Origin of the sequence: Rhodopseudomonas sp. AAP120 (genome assembly GCF_001295845.1) — a bacterium.
Lineage (GTDB): Bacteria > Pseudomonadota > Alphaproteobacteria > Rhizobiales > Xanthobacteraceae > Rhodopseudomonas.
Genome location: NZ_LJIC01000137.1, coordinates 45,992 through 68,139, shown reverse-complemented (window position 1 = coordinate 68,139; position 22,148 = coordinate 45,992). Strand labels below are relative to the sequence as shown.

Below are 22,148 nucleotides of genomic sequence, written 5' to 3'. Positions count from 1 at the left end.
CTTGTTGCTCAATGCTTGGTCCCCCCGCTCGCCTCGTTCAGATCCTTGGAATGGTTCTGGAGGTAGGCCAGGATCAGCCGGTATTGATCGTCACTGAAGGACGTGAAGCGCTTCATCGCCTTCAGCGTGCCGATCCATTGGTTCGCCGTGAAATGCGTCTTCTGCGGCAGGACGTGGCAGGCCGAACACGTCTTCTGGAAGGTCGTCGCGCTGTAGCTCCACAGTGCCTGGCGGTCCGTATTGAGGTTCTTCTCGTCGCTCCAGAACGTGACCTGAACCGGCACCCAGGACTGGCCCGTCTCGGTGTCCTTCTCGGCGGTGCCACGCTGGACGGCGGCGGCGGCTTCCTTGTCGAGGACCGCGACCATGATGCGGTGGCCCTTGGCCTGGTAGATGATCGAAGGCACGTCGGCCATCTGCCAGCCCTTCACGGTGAGCTGAACCTTGGTGCCGACACGTTGTCCGACCTTCGCCTGTGCGCCGCCGAGCAGCTTGCCCTGCTCCGGCGCGGCGCTGCCGGCGCCGTCTTGAGACATCCACACCGACTTGGTGCCGGCGACCCATACATCGGCGCCTTGCGCGATCGCGGCTTCGGGCGAAACCGGCAGCGAGGCAGCAACCCGCACCGCGTTCTTCAGCATCACCACCTTGTCGGTGCGATTCGGCTCCGGCACTCCGGGCGCGGGCTTGTCGACGGCCGGGACGTGCTTCAAGTAGAGCGCCATCGCCTCCAGATCCTCGCGGGGAAGCTGTGAGGTGTTCTTGATCACTTCGGCCATGTCGCCGGCGGCGGTGCGGCCAATCGGATTCAACCCTGTGGCGAGATAGTTCGCGATTGCCGCTTGCGACCAGTAGCCGATGCCGGTTTCGTCGGGCGTAATGTTCGGAAAGTAGTCGACGCCATCGGGCGCGGGGCCGCCGGAGTAGCGCTTGTCGGCGATGACGTTGCCCATGATGCCGCGGGGCGAATGGCATTCCGCGCAATGCCCGGGGCCTTCCACGAGATATTCGCCACGCTTGAACTTCGCGACATCGACGCCTGCGGGGGCGGGTGCCTCGTTGCGGACGCCGTCGAGAAACAGAAGTCGCCAGGCGCCTACGCCACGGCGGATGTTATAGGGAAATTTCAGCTCGTGGTCGGACACGACATTGCGGATCGGCTCGAGCGTTTTCAGATACGCGAACAAATCCCGGACATCCTCCCCCTTCAGTCTCTGATAGGAGGTGTAGGGGAATGCCGGGTAGAGGTTCTTGCCGTCCGGCCAGATTCGGTCCGGTCCGACGCCCTCGCGCAATGCGCGGTCGAACTCGGCGAGGGTCCATCCACCCAGACCGGTCTCGCGGTCGGACGATATGTTCGGCATGTGAAACACACCGAATTGAGTCTGCAGTGTGCCGCCGCCACCGAGCTTCGTGTCGTCTTGCTGACCCGGCGTCATGTGACAGGTCGCGCAATCCGATGCGACGAACACCTTCCGGCCGTTGGCGAGATCCGCGCCGGCCGGATCGATCGCCTTGCGCGAGGGATGGGTGGCAGACCATGTCCAGGGAGAGGTCAAAACCGCGAAGCCGACCGCACCGAGGAGCACACAGGTGCCGGCCAGGAGATAGAGCTTTTTGTGGCGCAGTCGCATGTGCTTGCCTCCTGGCATTGGAAAGCGTCCAGTGGATCAGGGTCATTCTACTAGGGCGGCGGCTGCGTGGGGCTGTCGTGTTGTGAGGGGGATGTAAATGGCTTGTAAACAGCCGGGGGCGACGACCCGTGTCGTCGGCCCGCGCGGAATGCGCGATGGCGGTTGGTCGAAGGAGCTGCAGTGACGACTTGGCCCGCGGAGTTGACTCGCCCACTGCTGTTGCGAGAGCAGGAGCAATTGGTCGAGGAGACGATCAAGCTCGCACAGGAACGAGGCTATTCCGACAGAACGAGTTCGCTGCGCGCGGCGTGGACCGAATCGATCGAGAGCTTGAACGAAGGGCTGATCGCGTATCTCGCCGATCATGTGCGCAGCGGCGGCCATGACGGTCGCTACGATTACCGGGTCGACAGCCGATTTGACCGGCTACGCCAAGCTGCGCAAAGCCACCACGACCTCGGCATCCCGCTCGAACTGCACAACGGGCTCTTCAAGCTCTATCATCGAGCCTATCGCGAACACTTCAACGACCTTTTCGTTTCGGCATCGGCCAAGGCGGAGCCCGCGCTGCAGATCTCGCAGCCCGCGGAGTTCATCAGAAGGCTCGACGATTTTTTCGGCGAGGCCGAACTCGCAATGCTTGCCCCTTGGGCGACGACCGAAGCCAACGAAAGCGCGTTCGGCGAAACGCAGAGACGCCTCGCCCGTGAGCGTGACCAGTATTTCGCCGCGTTCGAGAGCTTACTCAACCCCGTCCTGATCGTCGCCGAAAACGGCAAGCTGATCACCGCCAATCAGGCGGCGCTCCAGACCTTCGCGGGCGTCTCGGAGCCGGGTGGGCTGAATTATCGCTTGGCCCTGCAACCCCATCGCCATGATCTGCAGGCTGTCGTCGATCAGATCGTCGGCGTAGCCGGGAGCGAATGGGACGCCGTCTGGATGCCGACCAGTCGTGGCAGCCGATGCTTCGATATTCGGTTGCGGCGCGTGGAGGATACGGCCAACAAACTCGAGGCATCGCTGATCCTGCTGCTGCATGACGTCACGGAGCATCGTGCGGCAATTTCCAAGGCGCGCGAATCCGAACGCACGATGTCGTTGTTTCTGGCGGCGATGTCCCACGAAATCCGTGCTCCGCTTCACAGCATCCTGGGGATCGTGGGCCTGATGAAGGGAGCGGACGGCGCCCAGCAGCGCGAGCTCGTCGACCTTCTCGAAGTTTCGGCGCGTTCGCTGAATTCGACGCTCGGCAACGTCATGAACTTCTCGCGCTTCGAGCACCAGGCGCCTGTGCCGCGGCCCGAGAAGGTGGCCTTGAGCAAAGCTCTCAACGACGTCATCCGCGTGAAGGGCGTTTTTGCGCGGCAGCGAGCGATTCCTCTGCGGCTGGATATTGCGGAGGAGGTGCCCGACGAGGTCCAGCTCGATTGGTCGATGTTCGAACAGATCCTCGGCAATCTGATCCAGAACGCATTACGCTACGATGATGGCCGCGGGGTCGAGGTCGGTGCCCGCCTCGATGCTGGCTGGCTCGTCTTCCGCGTCTCCGATCACGGACCAGGTCTGCCCGAAGAAATTGCCGAGATGCTCAAGCATCCGCCGAGCGAGCTGCGGCCGCGGGTCACGCACCAAACCGGTTCGGGTCTCGGTCTGGCCATTGCGCAGCGGATGACGCTCGCACTCGGCGGAAGCCTCGCTGCGGTCGAGGAGCGCGACGGCGCCGTTCTCGAACTCCGTTTGCCTCTCGTCCTTCCGAAGCCGGGAGCGATCGTCGACAGCGGCGGCATCGCCCAAACGGCGCTCGGTCTGAGCTGCCTTCTGATCGATGACGACGACATCAATGCATGGGTCACGACCGCGATGCTGGAGCGGGCGGGCCTGGCGGTCGACCACGCGCAGAGCCTTGCGGAGGCCAATATGCTGCGCCATGCCGCGTCGGATCACTATGACGTCTTCATCGTCGACTATCGCCTTCCCGACGGGACGGGTGTCCAGTTCGCGCAGGACCTCCGGCGTGATCCAGCCTACAGCGCCACGCCGCTGTTTCTCCTGAGCGCGAATGTGGATCTCGTGCGCGAGTCGGCAGAGCAATCCGGCCTGTTCACCGCCCTGCTTCAGAAGCCGCTCGATGCCGAAGCCCTGTCAAAGGCAGTCTATGGGCTTTCGCCGCGGCCCGCCGACATGCTCGGTGGACTGTCCGTCTCCGCACGGACCCAGATGGCCAAGGCATTCCGGCAGAGCTGGGCGGAATTTCGATCGATGTTGAGCGAGATCAAGCCTGGGTATCCCGATATTGCGCTCACTGCGCAAGCCCACAAGCTGGCGAGCGGTTCGGCGATCTTCGGACTCGACGATCTCGCCACGATGTTGCGTCAACTCGAGCAAGCCGGCGTGGAGCGGGCGCCTTGGTCGGTCACGGGGCCGATCATTGGCCGTCTACTCGCCTATGTGATTCCCGAAGAACGCCTGAAAGCCGACTGACGAAGCGATCGACATGAGTTCTCCTGCGAAAATTCTCCTGGTCGACGACGATGTCGTGATTCACTACATGATCGAAGACATCACGAGGCAGATGGGACACTCGATCACCTGCGTGGCCGACGGCGCCGGTGGACGGGCCGCACTCAAGGACGATCATTTCGACCTCGTCATTCTCGACAGGCGCCTTCCCGACACCGACGGCTTGCTGCTCGCACCCGACATACAGGCCGACCCGAGATCGTCCTTCATCGTTCTTTCGAGCCTGGCCACGCCGAACGATCAGTTGCTGGGGCTCGGTCTTGGTGCTCTCGACTATGTCACCAAGCCAGTCGAGCCGGCCGTGTTGAAGGCCCGCATGGAAAGGCACTTGGCGACGCGGCGCGACACGCCCGGCCCTGCCACCTTGTCGATCGGCAAGACGTTCCATCTCAATCCCATGACCCGCCGGCTCACCGTGGCAGGACGAACGGAGTGCCTTTCGCCGGCAGAGTGTCGCCTTCTGGCTCATTTCATGCAGAACATCGACATCCCGCAAAGCCGCAGCGACATCAGCAAGGCTATTGGGGGGCGGGAGTGGGTTTATGGCGACCGCACGGGTGATGTGCTGGTTTCCCGAATCCGCAAGCGCATTGCCGGGAGCATGCTGCAGATCATCACGGTGCACGGTCTCGGCTATTCGTTGACCGCCGAGCCGGCCGAGAGCTTCGGAAGCTAAGCGTTATTCTCAGAATCGAAGCGTTACAAAAGGGGCGTTTAGCGGGAGCGTCGGCGAATTCCGACTCCTCTATTTTTGCCGACAAAGTCCAACGCCGAAAAATTGTTGCTTCATGCAGTCTTCAAACCTTTGGAGCGCAAGACGCAGCGTTCGCGTCGGCAGCTGCGCCGTCGAGGGGGAGAACGATCTCGAATACAGAGCCGCCCTTTTCTGATGTCCTGTATCGGGCGTGTCCGCCATGGGCCTCGGCGATCGCGCGGACCACAGATAATCCCAAGCCGGAGCCGCCGAATTGCCGTGAGCGGGATGGCTCGGCGCGTGCGAACGCATCGAAGGCTTGTGCGGCGAACTCTGCGCTCAGGCCCGGTCCCTCATCTTCGATCGCGATGACAACGTCCGCCTTCTCCAGAGACATCCGGATCTCGATCACCCCTGGCGTCGCGTAGCGGCGCGCGTTTTCCAGAAGCGCGAGCAACGCCTGTCGAATCCGCGCGCCGTCGCACGGCAGCGTCACCGGCTGGGTCGTCGTTCGAACCGAGAAGCCGGCTCCGTCGAGGGCAGGGCGCATCGCATCGACAGCCTGCGCCACCTCGTTGGCGAGATCCGTCGGCTCGACGTGCAAATCGAGGCGCTGGCTGTCCGACAGAGTCACCACCCGCAGATCGTCGACGAGACGCGACAGGTTCTCGACCTGAGCCAGCAGGCTCCTGAACAGCTCGTCGCTCGGTTCGAAGACGCCGTCGGTGAGGCCATGCAGGCGGCCGCGTAGAATTGTCAGCGGTGTCCGCAGTTCATGAGCGATGGCAGCGTTCCACGAGGTCATCGACTCCGCCGCGTCTTCCAGACGCTGAGCCATCGCGTTGAAATCGTCGACCAATTGAGCGGTCTCGCCGAGCGAGCGATCGCCGGCCACGGCGCGCGCGGTGAGGTCGCCGGCTGCGATCTTGCGGGCGCCTTCGGCCAGCGAATTGAGCGGCGCGAGGATGCGCCGCGTCAGCCTCAGCGCGGCGTGGATCGCGATGACGAGGCCGAGCAGAAGGAAGATCGCAATCAAGATGAAGTCGGGCGCCTCCGGCAGCAACGTCGGCGGATCCGGCGGCGGCGGGAACCAAGTCAGATAGATGCTGTAGAAGATGAACGAGCCGACGAACACCATCAGCACCGCGATGGCGACGACGAAGCTCATCGACAGCGTGATCTGCCGGCTGAGGCGATGACGTCTCATGCGGCCGTTAGCCGGTAGCCGATCCCGCGGACGACCGACATCATGCCGGTCGCGCCTGCATCGTCGAGCTTGCGGCGCAGATTGCTGACATGACTGTCCACCGTCCGCTCCAGCGCGTCCCCGCCCGGAAGGCAGGCGTCGATCAGTTCGTGCCGGCCGAACGCTCGCGTCGGCGCTTTTGCCATGTGAGCCAGCAGTCGGAATTCGGTCAGGGTGAGTTGCAATGACATCGAGGCGCCGTCGCCATGTACCTTGGCAAGGTGACTCTCGAGGTCGACCTCGAGGTTTCCGATGCGGAGAATCGTTCGATTGTTGGCGTGGCCCGACCGCCGCAGGACTGCTTTGGCGCGGGCGACGACTTCGAGCGGGTTGAATGGCTTGACCACATAGTCGTCGGCGCCGAGACGCAGCCCCTGCAGACGATCGAGATCCTGGTCGAGCGCCGTGATCATGATGATCGGCGTCTCGCCCCGACGACGCAGCTCGGCGAGGACCTCCCAGCCATCGATCTTCGGCATCTTCACATCGAGAAGAATCAGATCCGGCTTCAGGATGATGTGCTGATCGAGCGCCGTCTGCCCGTCGGCCGCATTCACCGTGCGGAATCCCTCGCGCACCAGATAGGCGTCGAGAATCTTGGCGATTTCCGGCTCGTCTTCAGCGATCAGGATGAGTTCGTTCACAGTTCATCGTCCAACAAGGGCGCGCCGATCGGGACGGCTTGCCGGATCGGCCCGGCTCGGCGCGGGCCCGGTTCAGTGGTCCCATGACCAGTCGTATGCGGGCGGAGCGTCGTCATCGGACGGGTCGTGGTCATGGCGCCAGTCGTGATCGTCACTCCAGTCGTAGGCGCGGTAGCCATCATAGCGGTAGGGCCACGATGAAAACCGATAGCCGAGGCGGCGATCCGGACGACAGGTGCCCCAGGACGTAACATGCCATCCACGGCCGCATTGCCAGTCGGCTTGGATCACATCCGGCGACGCCTGTCGCGCATGGCCGAACGGCATCGCCACCGCACCGCCGCCCCACAGCGACAATGCGCCCATCAGTACGGCGGCTTTCAACACCAGCTTTTTCATCGGATCACAGAGCTCCCTAACAATGTCGCGATCGGCGACCCGTGTGTTGTTAGCGAAGATCGCGGCCAAAATCCTGCTGACGGCGAGCTGCGCCGGCCGCGTCGCCCGTGCCCTCAGTGCCTGCTAGTCATTTGAAATTATTATTTATTTTGGATGGGTGGGGCGCTTTCGGCAGTCGCCGGGCCGCGATCTCCATCAAACCTCCACCATGTCTCCACACGCGGCCAATGCGCCGCGGATAAGTCTCTCGCGTCATGCATGCGCCCTGCGTTCCGGCTGGGTGACGCCCCGTCGTACTCCCCTCGAGAGTAAACTCGTGTCGTCCCAATCAAGGATTGCGGTGATTGCCGCACTGACGTTTGCCGCGGTGGTTGCCGGCTGCAAGCCCCACGCAAATGATCACAGCGCCAATTCCGCCGGCGTCGCTCTCCCCGAGGTGGGCGTGGTGACGCTGCGGCCCCAGGCGGTGGTGATGACTGCGGAGCTTCCGGGCCGCGTCGTCGCCTCGCAGACGGCCGAAGTGCGTCCCCAGGTGTCGGGCATCATTCAGCAGCGCCTGTTCGCCGAGGGGAGCGAGGTCGCCGAAGGCGCGTCGCTCTACCAGATCGATCCTGCGCCCTACCAGGCGGCTTATGACAGCGCCGTTGCGGCGCTGCGGAAGGCGGAAGCCGCGGTGCCCAGCGCGCAGGCCAAGTCGGAGCGCTATCAGGGTCTCGTCAAGCAGAACGCCGTCAGCAAGCAGGATTTCGACGATGCCGTAGCTGCGCTGGCGCAGGCGAAAGCGGAGGTGGCCACCGCGAAAGCCGCGGTCGAGACCGCCAGGATCAACCTCGACTACACGACGATCAAAGCGCCGATCGGCGGCCGGACCGACCGTTCGTCCTTGACGCCGGGTGCGCTGGTCACGGCCGGCCAGACTGGCTTGCTGACGACGATTCGCACGCTCGACCCGATTTTCGTGGACGTCATTCAATCAAGCACCAACCTGCTCAACCTGCGGCAGGCGATCGACGCCGGACGGCTGAAGGTGAGCGGTCCGCATGTCGCGGTGAAACTGAAGCTGGAAAACGGTGCGATCTATCCGCTGACCGGCAAGCTGGAATTCTCCGAGGCCAATGTCAGCACCTCGACCGGCACGGTGACGCTACGCGCCGCGTTTCCGAATCCGCAGCGACTGCTGCTGCCCGGCATGTATGCCCGCGCCGTGGTGGAAGAAGGCGTCGCACCCGACAGCTTCCTGGTGCCGCAGCGTGCGGTGACCCGAAACACCAAAGGCGAGGCGATCGCGACGTTTCTCGACAAGGACGGCAAAGCCGAGGAACGCGTGCTGTCCGTGATCCGCAGCGTCGGCAACAATTGGCTGATCGGTGCCGGCGTTCGCGACGGCGACCGGGTGATCGTCGAAGGCACGCAGCATGTGCGTCCCGGGCAGAAAGCCTCCGGCGCCGAAGTGGTGGTCGACGACACGACCGGCGAAGTGCTCGGACGGTTGCCGCCGCGACGGCGCGCCGCCCGCTCCAGGACCGAGCCATGATCTCCGCCTTCTTCATCAAGAGGCCGATCTTCGCCTGGGTGATCGCGATCGTGATCATGCTCGGCGGGCTGCTGGCGCTGACCACCCTGCCGGTGTCGCAATATCCGGAGATCGCGCCGCCGACGATCCAGATCAGCGCCAGCTATCCCGGGGCGGATGCGCAGACGGTCGAGAATTCGGTGACCAAGGTCATCGAGCAAGGCATGACCGGCCTCGACAACCTCGACTACATGACTGCGTCGTCGACCTCGAGCGGCCAGGCCGATATCACGCTCACCTTCACCAACAAGGCCAATCCGGACGTCGCGCAGATGCAGGTGCAGAACAAGCTGCAGCTCGTCACCGCGCTGCTGCCGTCGATCGTCCAGACCACGGGGCTCTCGGTCACCAAATCCACCAACGGCTTTCTGATGATCGTCGGCTTCGTCTCGACCAACGGCAAGATGAGCGAGACCGATATCGCCGACTATGTGAAGAGCTCGCTGAACGACAGGCTCAAGCGGGTCGAAGGCGTCGGCAATACCCAGCTGTTCGGCGGCGGCTATGCGATGCGGATCTGGCTCGATCCGGAGAAGCTGCTGAAATATGCGTTGACGCCGGCCGACGTCACCGCGGCGATCCAGGCTCAGAACACCCAGGTTTCGGCTGGTCAGCTCGGCGGCCTGCCGGCGCGCAAGGGCCAGCAGCTCAACGCGACCGTCACCGCGCAGAGCCGGCTGCAGACGCCGGCGCAATTCCGCAACATCGTCGTCAAGAGTGATACCAACGGATCGATGGTGCGCATCAACGATGTCGCCACTGTCGAACTCGGCGCGGAGGATTATACGAGCGCGTCGACCTACAACGGCCTGCCGGCGACGGGGCTCGCCATCAATCTGGCGACGGGCGCCAATGCGATCAAAACGGCCGCTGCCGTCAAGGCAGTGGTCAACGAGATAGCCCCGACGTTGCCGCAAGGCGTCAAGGTCGTCTACCCTTACGACACCACGCCGTTCGTCGAGATCTCGATCGGCGACGTCACCCGCACGCTGGTCGAGGCGATTGTCCTCGTCTTCGTGGTGATGCTGGTATTCCTGCAGAATTTTCGCGCGACGCTGATTCCGACGTTGGCGGTACCGGTCGTGCTGCTCGGCACCTTCGGCGTGCTGGCGCTAGCCGGCTATTCGATCAACACGCTGACCATGTTCGCCATGGTGCTGGCGATCGGCCTTTTGGTCGACGACGCGATCGTGGTGGTCGAGAACGTCGAGCGCGTGATGCACGACGAGGGATTGTCGCCGCGCGAGGCGACCGTCCGATCGATGACGGAAATCACCGGCGCGCTGATCGGCATCACCACGGTTCTGTCGGCGGTGTTCGTGCCGATGGCGTTCTTCGGCGGCTCGGTCGGGGTGATCTATCGGCAATTCGCGGTGACGATCGTCTCCGCGATGGTGCTGTCGGTGATCGTGGCGCTGGTGCTGACGCCGGCCCTGTGCGCGACGATTCTTCGTCCGCCGAAGCCGCACGACGAGAAGCGCGGCATGTTCGGATGGTTCAACCACGTGTTGGGCCGAGGTACGGATGCCTATCAGGCCGGGGCGCGCGGCATGCTGCGGCGTCCGCGGCAAGGGCTGATCGCGTTCGTGCTCGTCATCGTCGCCGCCGCCGCATTGTTCATCCGCCTGCCGACCTCGTTCCTGCCGGAAGAAGACCTGGGGCTGCTGATGGTGTCGGTGCAGTTGCCGGTCGGCGCCACCACCGACCGCACGGAGCGCGTCCTCGACAAGGTCACCCGCCATTTTCTCGATCACGAGACCAAGGCCGTGGATGGCCTCATGACGGTGACGGGCTTTTCGTTTTCCGGGGCCGGCCAGAATGTCGGCATGGCCTTCGTGCGTCTGAGGGACTTCGCCGAACGGAAAGACACCGACCTCTCCGCCAGTGCCGTCGCCGAGCGTGCCATGGCGGTGTTCGCCGGCATTCGCGACGCGAAGGTGTTCGCGCTGGCGCCGCCGGCGATCGAAGGGCTCGGAACCAGCAATGGCTTCGATTTCTATCTGAAGGACATCAACGGCGCGGGGCACGACAGACTGATGGCGATGCGCTATCAGCTGCTCGGCGCCGCCGGAAAAAGCCGGCTGCTGAGCGGGACCCGGCCCAATGGGCAGGACGATACGCCGCAATTCTCGATCGACATCGATCAGGAGAAGGCGAGTGCGCTCGGCCTCAATCTCGCCGACGTCAACTCGACGCTGTCGATTGCCTGGGGCAGCAGCTACGTCAACGACTTCATCGATCGTGGCCGCGTCAAGCGAGTCTATTTGCAGGCGGCGGCGGACTTCCGGATGCAGCCGGAAGATTTGAATCTCTGGTACGTCCGCAACAACGCCGGCGCTATGGTGCCGTTCTCGGCCTTCGCCTCTGGCCGCTGGACGTTCGGCTCACCGCGACTCGAGCGTTACAACGGGGCGGCCGCGGTTCAGATCCAGGGCGACGCTGCCCCGTCGGTCAGCTCCGGCGCGGCGATGACGGAGATCGATCGCCTTGTCGCCGGCCTGCCGGCCGGCTTCGGCCACGAATGGACAGCGTTGTCGCGGCAGGAACAGCTCTCCGGCAATCAGGCGGCGTCGCTGTACGCGATCTCCATCCTGGTGGTGTTCTTGTGTCTTGCCGCGCTCTACGAGAGCTGGTCGATCCCGTTCGCGGTGATGCTGTCGGTGCCGGTCGGCGTGTTCGGCGCGCTGGCAGCCGCGCTGCTGCTCGGTCAGAGCAATGACGTGTACTTCAAGGTCGGTCTGCTGACCACGATCGGCCTTGCCGCCAAGAACGCCATCCTGATCATCGAATTCGCGATCGCACGGCAGCAGGCCGGTCTGGGATTGCACCGCGCCACCTTGCTCGCCGCGCGGCAGCGGCTGCGGCCGATCCTGATGACGTCGTTTGCTTTCATCCTCGGCGTGGCGCCGCTGGTCGTCGCCAGCGGCGCCGGTTCGGCGGCGCAGAACTCGATCGGCATCGGCGTGATGGGCGGCATGCTGGCCGCCACCGTACTGGGCATCTTCTTGGTGCCGCTGCTGTTCGTCGTGGTCCGGCGTGTCTTCAAGGGCGCGCCCGCCACCGAGATCGCCGCGACTCCGACCCCGTCCGCCGCCCTCGGCCTTTCGGGCCCGAAAGACTCGTGAGCAGAGCAATGATGCAAGTCCGAACGCCGATGATGCGGCCTCGCCGGTGGCTTCGGCGTTGCCGGAGAGCCGGAGTGCTGCTCGCCGCGTCCGCGTCGCTGGCGTCTGCAGCCACTGCGCTGAGCGGGTGCGCCATCGAGATTCCGCTGCACCCTGCAAAGGCACCGCCGCCCGCCGAGACGCCTGCGACGCCTGGCGTGCCCGCGAAACCTGCCGCAGCTTCGTCGTTTGCTACGCTGATGATCCTCGCCGCCGTGCTACTCGGTGGATGTGCGGTCGGTCCCGATTACCAGACGCCATCTCTCGCGACGCCCGCGCAGTGGAGCCGGGCCGGCGTCGCAACCCCTGCGCCGCCCGTGTTGCCACGCTGGTGGACTCGCTTGCGCGATCCGACCCTGGATCGGCTGGTGGTCGAGGCCGTGGACGGCAATCTCGATGTCGCGACGGCAAGCGCGCGGGTGCGCGAGGCGCGGGCAAGTTATCGGCAGGCCGTGGGAGCGTTGCTTCCGACGATCGCCAACAGCGACTCGGCCCGGCTGGCAAAGGGGACCGGTGATCCATCGGCGGCACCCGGGCGACCGAACCTCGGCGGTTCATCTTCGGTGGTGGGATCGGACGGCACTTCCGGTCTGTATCAGGCGGGCTTCGATGCAAGCTGGGAACTCAATCTGTTCGGCGCCAACCGCAGGGCCGTCGAGGCCGCGGCCTACGGCATCGATGCCTCGGACGAGAATCTGCGCGCCGTGTTGCTGACGCTCGTCGGCGATGTCGCGTCGAGCTACGTCGAGGCGCGCGGTTATCAGGCGCGCATTGCGCTGGCCCATCGCACCGCGCTGTCGCAGGACGAAACCACCACGATCACCCGCAACCGCCTGGCCGCCGGCACCGCATCGGCCGTCGACCTCGCCACCGCCACCGGGCAGGCGGCGGCGACGCGCGCCGTCATTCCCACGCTCGAGACGGCCTACGCCCAAACCGTGCACCGGCTGTCGGTGTTGACCGGTCGGCCGCCGGCCGCGCTGTCGGCACTTCTGGCGCGGCCGAAGCCGATCCCGGCGCCGAAGCTGCCGGTGCCGGCCGGGATTCCGGCCGACGTTCTGCTGACGCGGCCTGACGTGCGGCTTGCGGAGCGCCGCTACGCGCAATCCACCGCCCGGATCGGGCAGGCCGAAGCGGCGCTGTATCCCAGCGTCAGCTTGGCGGGAAACATCGCGACCTCCGGCACCAAGCTCGGCGATCTCGGCAGAAATTCGTCGATCAGCTGGTCGCTCGGTCCAACCCTGACGGTGCCGATCTTCAACGGCGGAAAACTGCGGGCTGCGGTCGAGATCGCGCAGGCGCAGCGTGATCAGCAATTTTTGGCCTACCAGGCGTCTGTGCTCACCGCGTTGAAGGACGTCGAGGACGCGCTGGTGTCGCTGAGTAACGAGCGCGCGCGAAGCCGAATTCTCACGACATCGACCACGGCCTATCGACAAGCGGCGAGCCTGTCGCAGTCGCTGTATCGATCCGGATCGTCGAGCTTTCTCGACGTGCTGACCGCCGAGCGATCGCTCTACGGCGCCGAGGATGCGTTGCTGCAGAGCCGGGTCAAGATCGTCTCGGACTACATCGCACTGAACAAGGCGCTCGGCGGCGGGTGGGACGGCGAGGTCGATTCGCTGACGCCAGAGGTGATCGACGTCGACACCGGACCGCATCCAGCCGGTCCGATCACGCATCGGCGTGCGGCTTTATGAGCGAGACGATTGGAAACACAGGTCGGCAATGCAGGAGACGACGCAATGAGATTGGATGAGGCAAAACGCGTCATCCTGGTCCCGGCGCATGAAGCGGACCTGACGGATTTTCGGCTCGGCCTGCAGGACGACGATCGGCTTCGCTGCGCATCGCGTTCGTCGTCGTAAGCCCATGACTCTCACGAATGCCGACGCGCTTCATCGCGATCTGGGCGCGGGCTCATCCCGGCCGGCCGTGATCCGCTATTGCTACTTGCGATGCGCCTTTCGCCGCGGCGCCGCAGCGCTGCTGCATCCGGGACTCGGGACGCCGCTGCTGCTGGGGATTGTGCTCGGCAATGCGCTGCTGTGGGTCGCTGTGCTGACCATCCTGAAATTTGCTCAGGTGCTGCATTCCGACAGCACGGAAGCGTTCGCGTGGGGTCAGACCCTGGCCTGGGGCTCGGGCAAGCACCCGCCGATGGCAGGGTGGGTGGCGCGGGCATGGTTCAGCGTGTTTCCGACCAGCGATTGGGCGTTCTACGCGCTGGCGATGGCCGTCACCGGCGCCACCGTCTTGCTGATCAGGTTGCTGGCCGGAGAGGTGGTCGATCGCCGGCGCGCCGTCCTCGCCACGCTGCTGGCGATGATCTACCCGATCCTGAATTTCAAGGGATACAAGTTCAATCCCGACTTGTTGCAGCTGCCGTTCGTGGTGCTGATCGTTTGGGCCTATATGGTCGCGGCCGAACGGCGAACCGCGCTGTGGGGCGTGGTCATCGGGCTCGCCGGCGCCGGCGCGGTGATGACGAAGTACTGGGGCGCGTGGGCACTGGTGGCGATCGCGGTTGCGGCAGTGACGCGGCCGGACCGCAACCGGCTGTTCCGCTCGCCGGTGCCTTATGTCGCGGTCGCGGTGTTCGTGCTGGCGATGGCTCCGCATCTCGACTGGCTTTCTGCGGTCGGCTTCACGCCGTTCCGCTACGCCTCGCAGTTCCTTGCGGTCGATCGCGGGACGGCAGCGCGGCATGCCATGGACTCCACGCTGCACGCCTTCGCTCTGCTGCTGCCGGTGCTGGTGGCCGGCGCAGTCGCCGTGTTGCTGCCGCGGCTTCGGCGTGTGGTGGCGCCCCCGGAGGACGTGCTGGAGCGCGCCCGCCAGATCTGGATCATCGTCGCCGTGTTGACGATAGGGCCGCTCATCGCCGCCATTGCGATGCCGGTCTTGATGAAGAGCGATTGGACCATCCCGTTGTTCTCGCTGGTCCCGCTCGCCGTTCTGGCGCTGCCGCGGCTTGCCGTGCCGCTGCGCGCCGTGGCCAGGGCGGCGGTGATCCTGCTGGTGCTCGGGGTGGGAGCGTTGATGGCGGCGCCGGGGCTCGCGACGGTGAAGGTTCTGTTCGAACCGAATCGTGCGCTGTCGCCGCGGCTGGATCGTTTAGCGGAGATTGCAACCGACCTGTGGCGCGAGCGCGTGGGCACGCCGCTTAGGGTTGTGGTCGGCGACATCGAGGAGATCGCCACCGTGTCGTTCTACAGCACCGACCATCCGCGCATGTTCTCGGCCGGCACACCTGAACTGACGCCGTGGATTTCGGCCGACATGCTCGATCGCAGCGGCTTCGTCGGGATATGTCCGGCCTCGGCACCGGCCTGTGTCGACCGCATCACCGCGCTGCGGCCGTGCGCCGAACGGATCGTCGTGACCACCGAACGGGGCGCGCTCGGCCAAAGCCTGCCGCCGGATCGTTGGATTATGCTGCTCGCGCTGCCGGAAACCGACACTGAAGCCGCGTCACTGGAGCCGTTGGCTGAAGCGTGTCAGCCGACGGCTCTGCGATGAAGTCTACGCTCTTGGGACAATTAAAGCCTGCCAGTCGCGACCGAGCAAAGCCACTCCGGTGCTGTTTTGGCCCGGATCTGCACCTCGACGGATTGTCCGTCTCCGCCGGCCTGCAACTCGCGACGACGATCTGAAACAAGCGAGCTAATTCCAGCGGTCCGGCTCGGCTCCTGCGGACGTGTTCTGCCGGGCGTCGATATTGATTGCGCGGCACGTCCGTCTAAAATATAAACCGACCCGTCGGTCTATTAATTAGATCGATGTCGCATGGGAGGCCGCACGATGTTCGAATTCGCCGAACCCGCTCTACCGGAAGCAGATCTGACGCTCCTCAGGGCTCAGCTCCGCAGGTACGTGGACGAGCGCATATCGCCGGCGGGGCTGTCATGGGAAGAAGCTGGCGAAATTCCGCGGGAGATCTTTCGCGAGATGGGCGCACTCGGCTTTCTCGGGATGCGACATCCGACGGATTACGGCGGTGGCGGACTAGGCGCGTTGTCGTCCGTGATCCTCGCCGAGGAGCTGTCCCGCTCGTCATTCGGCGGTGTCGCGAGCGCACTGACGGTGCATTCCGACATGTCGATCTCGCACATCGCGCATCGTGGCAACGAGCAACAGAAAGCCCGCTACCTGCCGCCGGCCTGCGCGGGAGAAAAGGTCGGCGTCATTTGCGTCACCGAGCCGCACGCCGGCTCCGACGTTGCTGGGCTCAAGACACGCGCGACGCGGGTCGATGGTGGATGGGTGATCAACGGGTCCAAGACCTTCATCACCAACGGTGTTCTCGGCGACATCTACATCGTCGCTGCCCGGACCGATCCGGATGCAGGCGGCGCGCGGGGCATCTCGCTGTTCGTCGTCGAGCGCGGCACGCCGGGATTGTCCGTGTCCGGAAAGCTGCGCAAGCACGGCTGGCTCAGCTCCGACACCGCAGAGCTGTTCTTTCAGGACATGTTCGTGCCCGAGGATGCGCTGCTGGGCGAAGAGGGGCGCGGCTTCTACTACATCATGGGCACATTCCAGAACGAGCGTCTGGTGATCGGAGGGCTCGTCTCCGGCGCATGTGCAAAAGCCATCCAGCTCACGCTCGACTATCTGCGTCAGCGCAAGGCTTTCGGGAAATCGCTGTGGGATCAGCCCGTGGTGCGCAACAAGATGGCGTGGGTGGCGGCGAAAGCCGCCGCCGTCCGCGCGTTGACCTATCAATGCGCGACGATGATCGACGAGGGGCAGGACGTCGTCCGCGAGGTCTCGATGCTGAAGGCGCTGGCGGGCGAGACACTGCAGGAAGTGGTGCACACCTGCCTGCAGCTCCATGGCGGCATCGGCTACATGTCCGGAACTCCGATCGAACGCATGGTCCGGGACGCGCGGATTTTGACGATCGGCGGTGGCGCGACCGAGGTCATGCTCGAAGAGGTCGCCAAGCGGATGTGACGCTCGCAAGACGTCGCCGGCAAGCGGCGGAGCACAGCAGCGCGCATTTGACATAATCCGACTAGTCGGACTATTTATTGAAGGACGGCTTGGGCATCACCGCCCTTGGCGACGATCACTCCAAAGAGTGGCGACAAGCGTGAACGGGAGGAAGCCCATGCAGACCGAACAAACGACGACGGGCGCCTCGTTGCTGCTGGTCGCCTCTGGGCCGGTCACGGCGGAGCTTCATCCCGATGGCGTCGCTCACGTCCGGCTGAATCGGCCCGAAGCCGCTAACGGGCTGAATGTCGAGCTTCTCACCGCGCTTCACCAAACAATCATGCTGCTCCATGGCGACGATCGCGTCCGCGTCGTTCTGCTGACAGGAGCGGGCAGCAATTTCTGCGCGGGCGGCGACGTGCACACCTTCCTCGCCAAGGGCACGGAGTTGCCCGCCTATATCCGCGTGGCCACCGCTTATCTCGGCATGGTCGCAAGTAGTTTGATCCGCCTGAAAGCCCCGGTCGTGACTGCCGTGCAGGGATATGCCGCGGGCGGTGGAGGCATGGGGCTCGTGTGCGCGTCCGACTTCGTCGTCGCCGGTGAGAGCGCCAAATTCATTGCCGGAGCTACCCGGGTCGCAATGGTTCCGGACGCCGGGGTCACGGTGACGCTCACCCAGCTCGTTGGACTTCGCCGCGCCACGGAAATCCTAATGCTCAATCCGATCATCGACGCGCCGCAGGCGCGCGACATCGGCCTGATCACGCGCGTCGTGCCGGACGCCGAACTCCTCGACCAGGCATGGACCCTGGCGCGCACCTTGGCTGCCGGGGCGCCGGCGGCGCTGGCGAATACCAAGCGGCTGCTCTGGAACGGCTTGGGCGAGGGCGTCGAAGCCGCCATGCCGGAGGAGAACCACGCGCAGGAAATTTTGTCCGGTATGGCCGACGCGCGCGAGGGCCTCGCGGCCGTGATCGAGAAGCGCAGTCCGAAATTCACCGGACGCTAATCGATGACCGGGCGGAGCAAGCGACGCGCACTCGTGGCCGGCGGCGCTAGTGGTATCGGCGCTGCTGCGGCGTCGCGCCTGGCGGCGCAGGGCATCGACGTGACGATAGCCGATCTTGATCGGAGTCGCGGTGAAGGCGTGGCCGAGCAGATCGGCGCGTCCTTCGTCGCGGCCGACCTGACGAACTATGATGCGGTGAGCCAGGCGATCGCGGCCCGCGAGCCGTTCGATATTCTGGTCAACAGCGCGGGCGTCGATCAGCACGCCTTCTTCACCCGAACCGCCCCATCGGATTGGGCGCGGCTGATCGCCATCAACCTCATCTCCGTACTCAACACGACGCACGTGCTGCTGCCGGCGATGCAGCAGCGCGGCTATGGCCGCATCGTCAACGTCGCCTCCGAAGCCGGCCGCCTTGGTTCGCGCGGTGGCGCCGTTTACGCGGCGGCCAAGGGCGGCGTCATCGCGTTCACGCGATCGATCGCGCGCGAAAGCGGCGGCATGGGCGTGACGGCCAATGTCATCGCGCCCGGCCCGATCGATACGCCGATGCTTCGGCGCGCGGTTTCCGATGGCGGCGACAAACTGATGGCGGCGATGACCTCGGCGACGTTGCTGGGCCGCCTCGGATCCTCCGATGAGGTCGCGGCCACCATCGCATTCCTCGCCTCCGAGGAGGCTGGCTACATCACGGGCGAAGCTCTCGGCGTGTCAGGCGGCATGGGGTGCGGCGCGTGACGCAAGACCCGATCGATACTGTGGTCGCCAGAGTCCGCGCGGTGTACTCGCGGTGGCGACGCGATACGCCGGTGTCGCAAATGCGCGCCGACTGGGACGCTCTGTTCGACGTTGAGGTCGATGCGGAGGTCGAACCGGTCGCCGCATGCCCTGTTCCTTGTCACTGGATCAGGCCTGCCGGCACGCGAAGAGACGCCGTGATCATCTATCTGCACGGCGGGGGCTATCGTGTCGGCTCCGTGGCGTCGCATCGCGACCTGATGGCGCGGCTGGCGACGGCGGCCGGCGTGCAGGTGCTGGGCGTCGATTATCGGCTGGCGCCGGAGCATCCGCTGCCTGCGGCGATCGACGACGCCGTGGCGGTGCTGGATTGGTTGGAGCAGATCGGCATTGCTCCGGAATGCACGGCTGTCGCGGGTGATTCCGCAGGCGGCGGTCTTGCGATTTCGGCGATGCTGTCGCGGCTGAAAGACGGGAAGCCAAGCCCGGCGGCCGCATATCTGATGTCGGCCTGGACCGACCTGACCGCGTCGGGCGCCAGCTACACCGAGCGCTCCGAGCTCGATCCGATTCACCAGCGCCATCTCATTCTGGCGATGGCGCAGGGGGCGCTGGGAGCGGATCGCGCAGCCGACGATCCGCGATGGTCGCCGCTGCACGCTCCGCGCGATCTGTTCGGCAGATTGCCGCCGATGCTGCTTCAGGTCGGCGAACGCGAAACGCTGGTCAGCGACACCGTCGATTTCGCGATGCGCGCGCAAGCCGAGGGAGCGCCCGTGCAATTCGAAATCTGGCCCGGGATGATTCACGTGTTTCAACAATTCGCGGGCGATCTGCCTCAGGCGCACGAGGCCATCGCTGCCGGCGGACACTTCATCGCCCGTCATCTCGCTCCGGCAGCGAAGACCGAGTGATGGACGGGCGGCATCTTGGCGCGTGGCAGGCATCGAAGGGCCCGACGTCGCCGAGCATTTGGACCTGACCCGTGTGGCCACTACAGCCAGGAGGCTTACTTGACTGATACATCAGCCTTGCATGTCGATGCTCTCGTGATCGGTGCCGGCGCCGGCGGCCTCACGGCTGCAGCGCGTCTGGTCGCGGCCGGCAAGTCCGTGCTGGTCGCCGAACGTCTGGACCGCCTGGGCGGCCGCGCCTCCAGCGAAGTCATCGACGGCCACATCGTCAATGTCGGCGCGATCGCGATCGAACGCGGTGGGGTCTTCGAGGAAACGTTCGACTTGCTCGGCGTTCCGCTGGACATTCGCGAACCCAACCCCGCCACCGTATTCTTCATCGACGGCAAGGTCATCAACGTCGCCAAAGGCGGTTGGGGCATGTTGCTGGGTACATTCACCAAGCAGGCTGCGAAGATCGGGGCGAAATTCTCCGATGCCCGCGCCGGCGACCTTCCCGAGGCCAAGCTGACGACGAAGCAATGGCTCGAGCAATACACCACCAACGCCACCGTGCATGCGATCTTCCGCAATCTTTGCGCAGCCATCTTCGCCGTCAACGCGGACGAACTGCCGGCGCGCGCATTTCTCACTTACTTCGCAGTCAAAGGCGCCTTCAAGCGGTTCGGCTTCTGCCCGCGCGGGACCGTCGGATTGTGGAACGATTTGGCCGAGGGGATCCGCGGCCGCGGCGGCCAGGTCTGGACGCAAGCGACCGTGACCGGCCTCGACGTTCGCGGCGGCCGCATCGTCGCGGTGACGATCGACCACGCCGGCTCCTCCGTGACGGTTGTGCCTTCGGTGGTGATCAGCAATATCGGCCCGGCAGCGACGGCATCTCTCCCTGGCGCAGAGGCGATGGGAGAGGCCTATCTCCAGCAGGCCAAGGTGCTTCCCAAGCCGGCTGCGAACATCGTCATCAACTTCGCAACACGCGAACGGCTTCTCGATGTGCCCGGCTTGGTGACATTCGGCAAAACCCGGCGGCTGTGCAACATGGGGGAGCTGACCGCGACTTGCCCCGAGCTCGCTCCCGCCGGCTGGTATCAGTACGTCGCTTACGCCGTGCCGCGGCCGGCGATCGGCGAGTTCGACGAAGAGGCCGAGATCGAGGCGTCGCTGGCGGATCTTCGCGAATTGTTTCCGGCATTCGCCGGGGCCAAGATGCTGTCGGTTCGCGTCATGAAGGGCGACTGGCCGGCGCAGCGCTCCTGCGCGGGCTTCGACATGCCGCAAGAGACGCCGCTCGCCAATCTTTGGCATGTCGGCGACGCCGTGAAAGACTATGGCGACGGCGGGACACAGGCCTGTGCCTTCACCGGGCGCGAGGCTGCTAACAAGGCGCTGGCCTTACTCGCCGCCGGCCACGCTCATCCTCGAGACGAGGCCGTCAGCGCCTTGCAGTAAAGGCGTAGCGATCGTGTCGCGAGACGACGTCGAGGATCCCTTGGCGCACTAGCCGATTGGCGTGTGCGAGCGTTTCGGCGAAGGCGAACCCCATTTGGTGCGGATCGAGCGGACGGCTGAACAGCAGTGGAACGAGCTCCGCGACCGAATGGGCGCCGGTCTCGCAGGCATTCGCGAGCACACGGCAGCGAGTCTCGTGATGCTGCACCAACTCCTGCGTACGTTCATGAAGGCCGTAGAACGGCCGCCGGTGCCCGGGAAGCACGAGCACGTCGTTGGGGATCTGGCTCGCCAGCAAACGGAGGCTGCGTAGGAAATGCCCGAGCGGATCGCCGTCCGGCTCACCCGCCCAGACGGCGACATTCGGCGAAATCCGCTCGAGCACCTGATCGGCCACGAACAGCAGCCGGTCCTTCTCGCAGTAAAGCATGACCTGCTCGGCGGAATGACCATCGCCGGTGAGCACGCGAAAATTTCTGTCGCCGAGCGTCAGCGTATCGCCCATCACCAGGCGCAGAAACGTGTCGGGCAGGGGGCCGACCTGCCGCAAGTATTCGTGACCCTGGGTACTGACGATCCGCGCCGCATCGTCGTCCATGCCGTGGCTCTCGTAGAACAGCCGGTTCGCCGGCGACTCGAAGGCCTGGGGGTCGAGGGAGATGATCCGGCAGCTCATGTAGCTCGACAGGCTGGTCAGCAGCGGCGCCTTGAAGCGTTTGCACAGCCATCCCGCGAGCCCGATGTGGTCGGGATGGTGGTGCGTCACCACGATCCGCGTGATCTTCAGTCCACCCAGCGGACCGTCGAAATAGCCGTCCCAAACCGCGAGCGCTTCATCTTCCGACAAGCCGGTGTCGAGGATGGCCCAGCCGTCCGTATCCTGAATGAGATAGATGTTGACGTGATCGAGCTGAAACGGCAGCGGCAGACGCAGCCAGAGCAGGCCGGGACGCACCTCCGTCACCTCGCCGAACCGCGGTGGCTCAGGAAAGGGAAAGTTCAAGCGGGCTGGCGCAGGCGTCGCAGTTTCGGGCTGCATGATCGTCCTTCCACGATTGTCGGTCGAAGCTTGGCTGGTGTTCGGACGGTCGTCGCCCGTCCTGCCGGCGTCGCACTGATCAGAATTCGGCCTGATCGAACCCGCCTTTGCTCGTTCACCGATCGGTCGGCAGGGCAATGTTGCGTCCACTCGCAAGATGACCTGCATGTTTGATCTGTGGCAA

Annotated in this window: 16 protein-coding genes; 11 read left to right on the top strand and 5 right to left on the bottom strand. The window is 64.8% G+C overall.

Annotated features, from left to right (window positions below; genetic code table 11):
• Positions 1-8: 8 nt before the first annotated feature.
• On the bottom strand, positions 9-1,634 hold the full coding sequence (locus tag IP86_RS20865) for a c-type cytochrome (protein WP_054164348.1): 1,626 nt from the start codon (positions 1,632-1,634) through the stop codon (positions 9-11).
• A 180-nt stretch (positions 1,635-1,814) separates the two neighbouring features.
• Between IP86_RS20865 and IP86_RS20860 the strand changes: the two genes are divergently transcribed.
• Positions 1,815-4,115 carry an ATP-binding response regulator gene (locus tag IP86_RS20860; protein ID WP_156332578.1) on the top strand — a complete coding sequence of 767 codons (2,301 nt, stop codon included), beginning with the start codon at positions 1,815-1,817 and terminating at the stop codon, positions 4,113-4,115.
• Between the two features lie 13 nt (positions 4,116-4,128).
• Positions 4,129-4,830 (top strand): response regulator transcription factor, encoded by a 702-nt coding sequence (locus tag IP86_RS20855; protein WP_054164346.1) that lies wholly within the window; start codon positions 4,129-4,131, stop codon positions 4,828-4,830.
• 121 nt (positions 4,831-4,951) lie between these two features.
• Here the strand turns inward: IP86_RS20855 and IP86_RS20850 are convergent, their stop codons facing one another.
• The 3 genes from IP86_RS20850 to IP86_RS20840 form a co-directional block, all read right to left on the bottom strand.
• The gene (locus IP86_RS20850; RefSeq protein ID WP_054164345.1) at positions 4,952-6,055 is read right to left on the bottom strand and encodes an ATP-binding protein; all 1,104 of its coding nucleotides are present in this window, start codon (positions 6,053-6,055) and stop codon (positions 4,952-4,954) included.
• Positions 6,052-6,738 carry a response regulator gene (locus IP86_RS20845; protein ID WP_054164344.1) on the bottom strand — a complete coding sequence of 229 codons (687 nt, stop codon included), beginning with the start codon at positions 6,736-6,738 and terminating at the stop codon, positions 6,052-6,054. Before IP86_RS20845 ends, IP86_RS20850 begins: the two co-directional genes overlap by 4 nt.
• 72 nt (positions 6,739-6,810) lie before the next feature.
• Positions 6,811-7,137, bottom strand: coding sequence for a GCG_CRPN prefix-to-repeats domain-containing protein (locus IP86_RS20840; protein ID WP_054164343.1), 327 nt, complete (start codon positions 7,135-7,137; stop codon positions 6,811-6,813).
• Between the two features lie 316 nt (positions 7,138-7,453).
• On the opposite strand from IP86_RS20840, the gene IP86_RS20835 reads away from it, so the two are divergent.
• From IP86_RS20835 to IP86_RS20795, 9 genes are all read left to right on the top strand, one after another.
• Complete coding sequence (locus IP86_RS20835; RefSeq protein ID WP_054164342.1) at positions 7,454-8,671, top strand: efflux RND transporter periplasmic adaptor subunit; 1,218 nt, start codon at positions 7,454-7,456, stop codon at positions 8,669-8,671.
• Positions 8,668-11,835, top strand: coding sequence for an efflux RND transporter permease subunit (locus tag IP86_RS20830; RefSeq protein ID WP_283804786.1), 3,168 nt, complete (start codon positions 8,668-8,670; stop codon positions 11,833-11,835). The genes IP86_RS20835 and IP86_RS20830 overlap by 4 nt, the downstream gene beginning before the upstream one ends.
• A 239-nt stretch (positions 11,836-12,074) precedes the next feature.
• Entirely contained in the window at positions 12,075-13,574 is a 1,500-nt protein-coding gene (locus IP86_RS20825) for an efflux transporter outer membrane subunit (RefSeq protein WP_054164341.1), read from the top strand.
• Between the two features lie 172 nt (positions 13,575-13,746).
• Positions 13,747-15,396: a glycosyltransferase family 39 protein gene (locus IP86_RS20820; protein WP_054164340.1), complete on the top strand. Its 1,650-nt coding sequence runs from the start codon at positions 13,747-13,749 to the stop codon at positions 15,394-15,396.
• Between the two features lie 282 nt (positions 15,397-15,678).
• Complete coding sequence (locus IP86_RS20815) at positions 15,679-16,833, top strand: acyl-CoA dehydrogenase family protein (protein WP_245290693.1); 1,155 nt, start codon at positions 15,679-15,681, stop codon at positions 16,831-16,833.
• Positions 16,834-16,990: 157 nt separating this feature from the next.
• Positions 16,991-17,827 (top strand): enoyl-CoA hydratase/isomerase family protein, encoded by an 837-nt coding sequence (locus IP86_RS20810; protein ID WP_054164338.1) that lies wholly within the window; start codon positions 16,991-16,993, stop codon positions 17,825-17,827.
• A gap of 3 nt (positions 17,828-17,830) precedes the next feature.
• Positions 17,831-18,565, top strand: a complete 735-nt coding sequence (locus tag IP86_RS20805; protein ID WP_054164337.1) for an SDR family NAD(P)-dependent oxidoreductase — start codon at positions 17,831-17,833, stop codon at positions 18,563-18,565.
• Entirely contained in the window at positions 18,562-19,479 is a 918-nt protein-coding gene (locus IP86_RS20800; RefSeq protein WP_245290692.1) for an alpha/beta hydrolase, read from the top strand. Before IP86_RS20805 ends, IP86_RS20800 begins: the two co-directional genes overlap by 4 nt.
• A gap of 99 nt (positions 19,480-19,578) precedes the next feature.
• Positions 19,579-20,925, top strand: a complete 1,347-nt coding sequence (locus tag IP86_RS20795) for an FAD-dependent oxidoreductase (RefSeq protein WP_197279920.1) — start codon at positions 19,579-19,581, stop codon at positions 20,923-20,925.
• On the opposite strand, the gene IP86_RS20790 is transcribed toward IP86_RS20795, so the two are convergent.
• The gene (locus tag IP86_RS20790; RefSeq protein WP_245290691.1) at positions 20,909-22,132 is read right to left on the bottom strand and encodes an MBL fold metallo-hydrolase; all 1,224 of its coding nucleotides are present in this window, start codon (positions 22,130-22,132) and stop codon (positions 20,909-20,911) included. The genes IP86_RS20795 and IP86_RS20790 overlap by 17 nt on opposite strands.
• Positions 22,133-22,148: the final 16 nt, after the last annotated feature.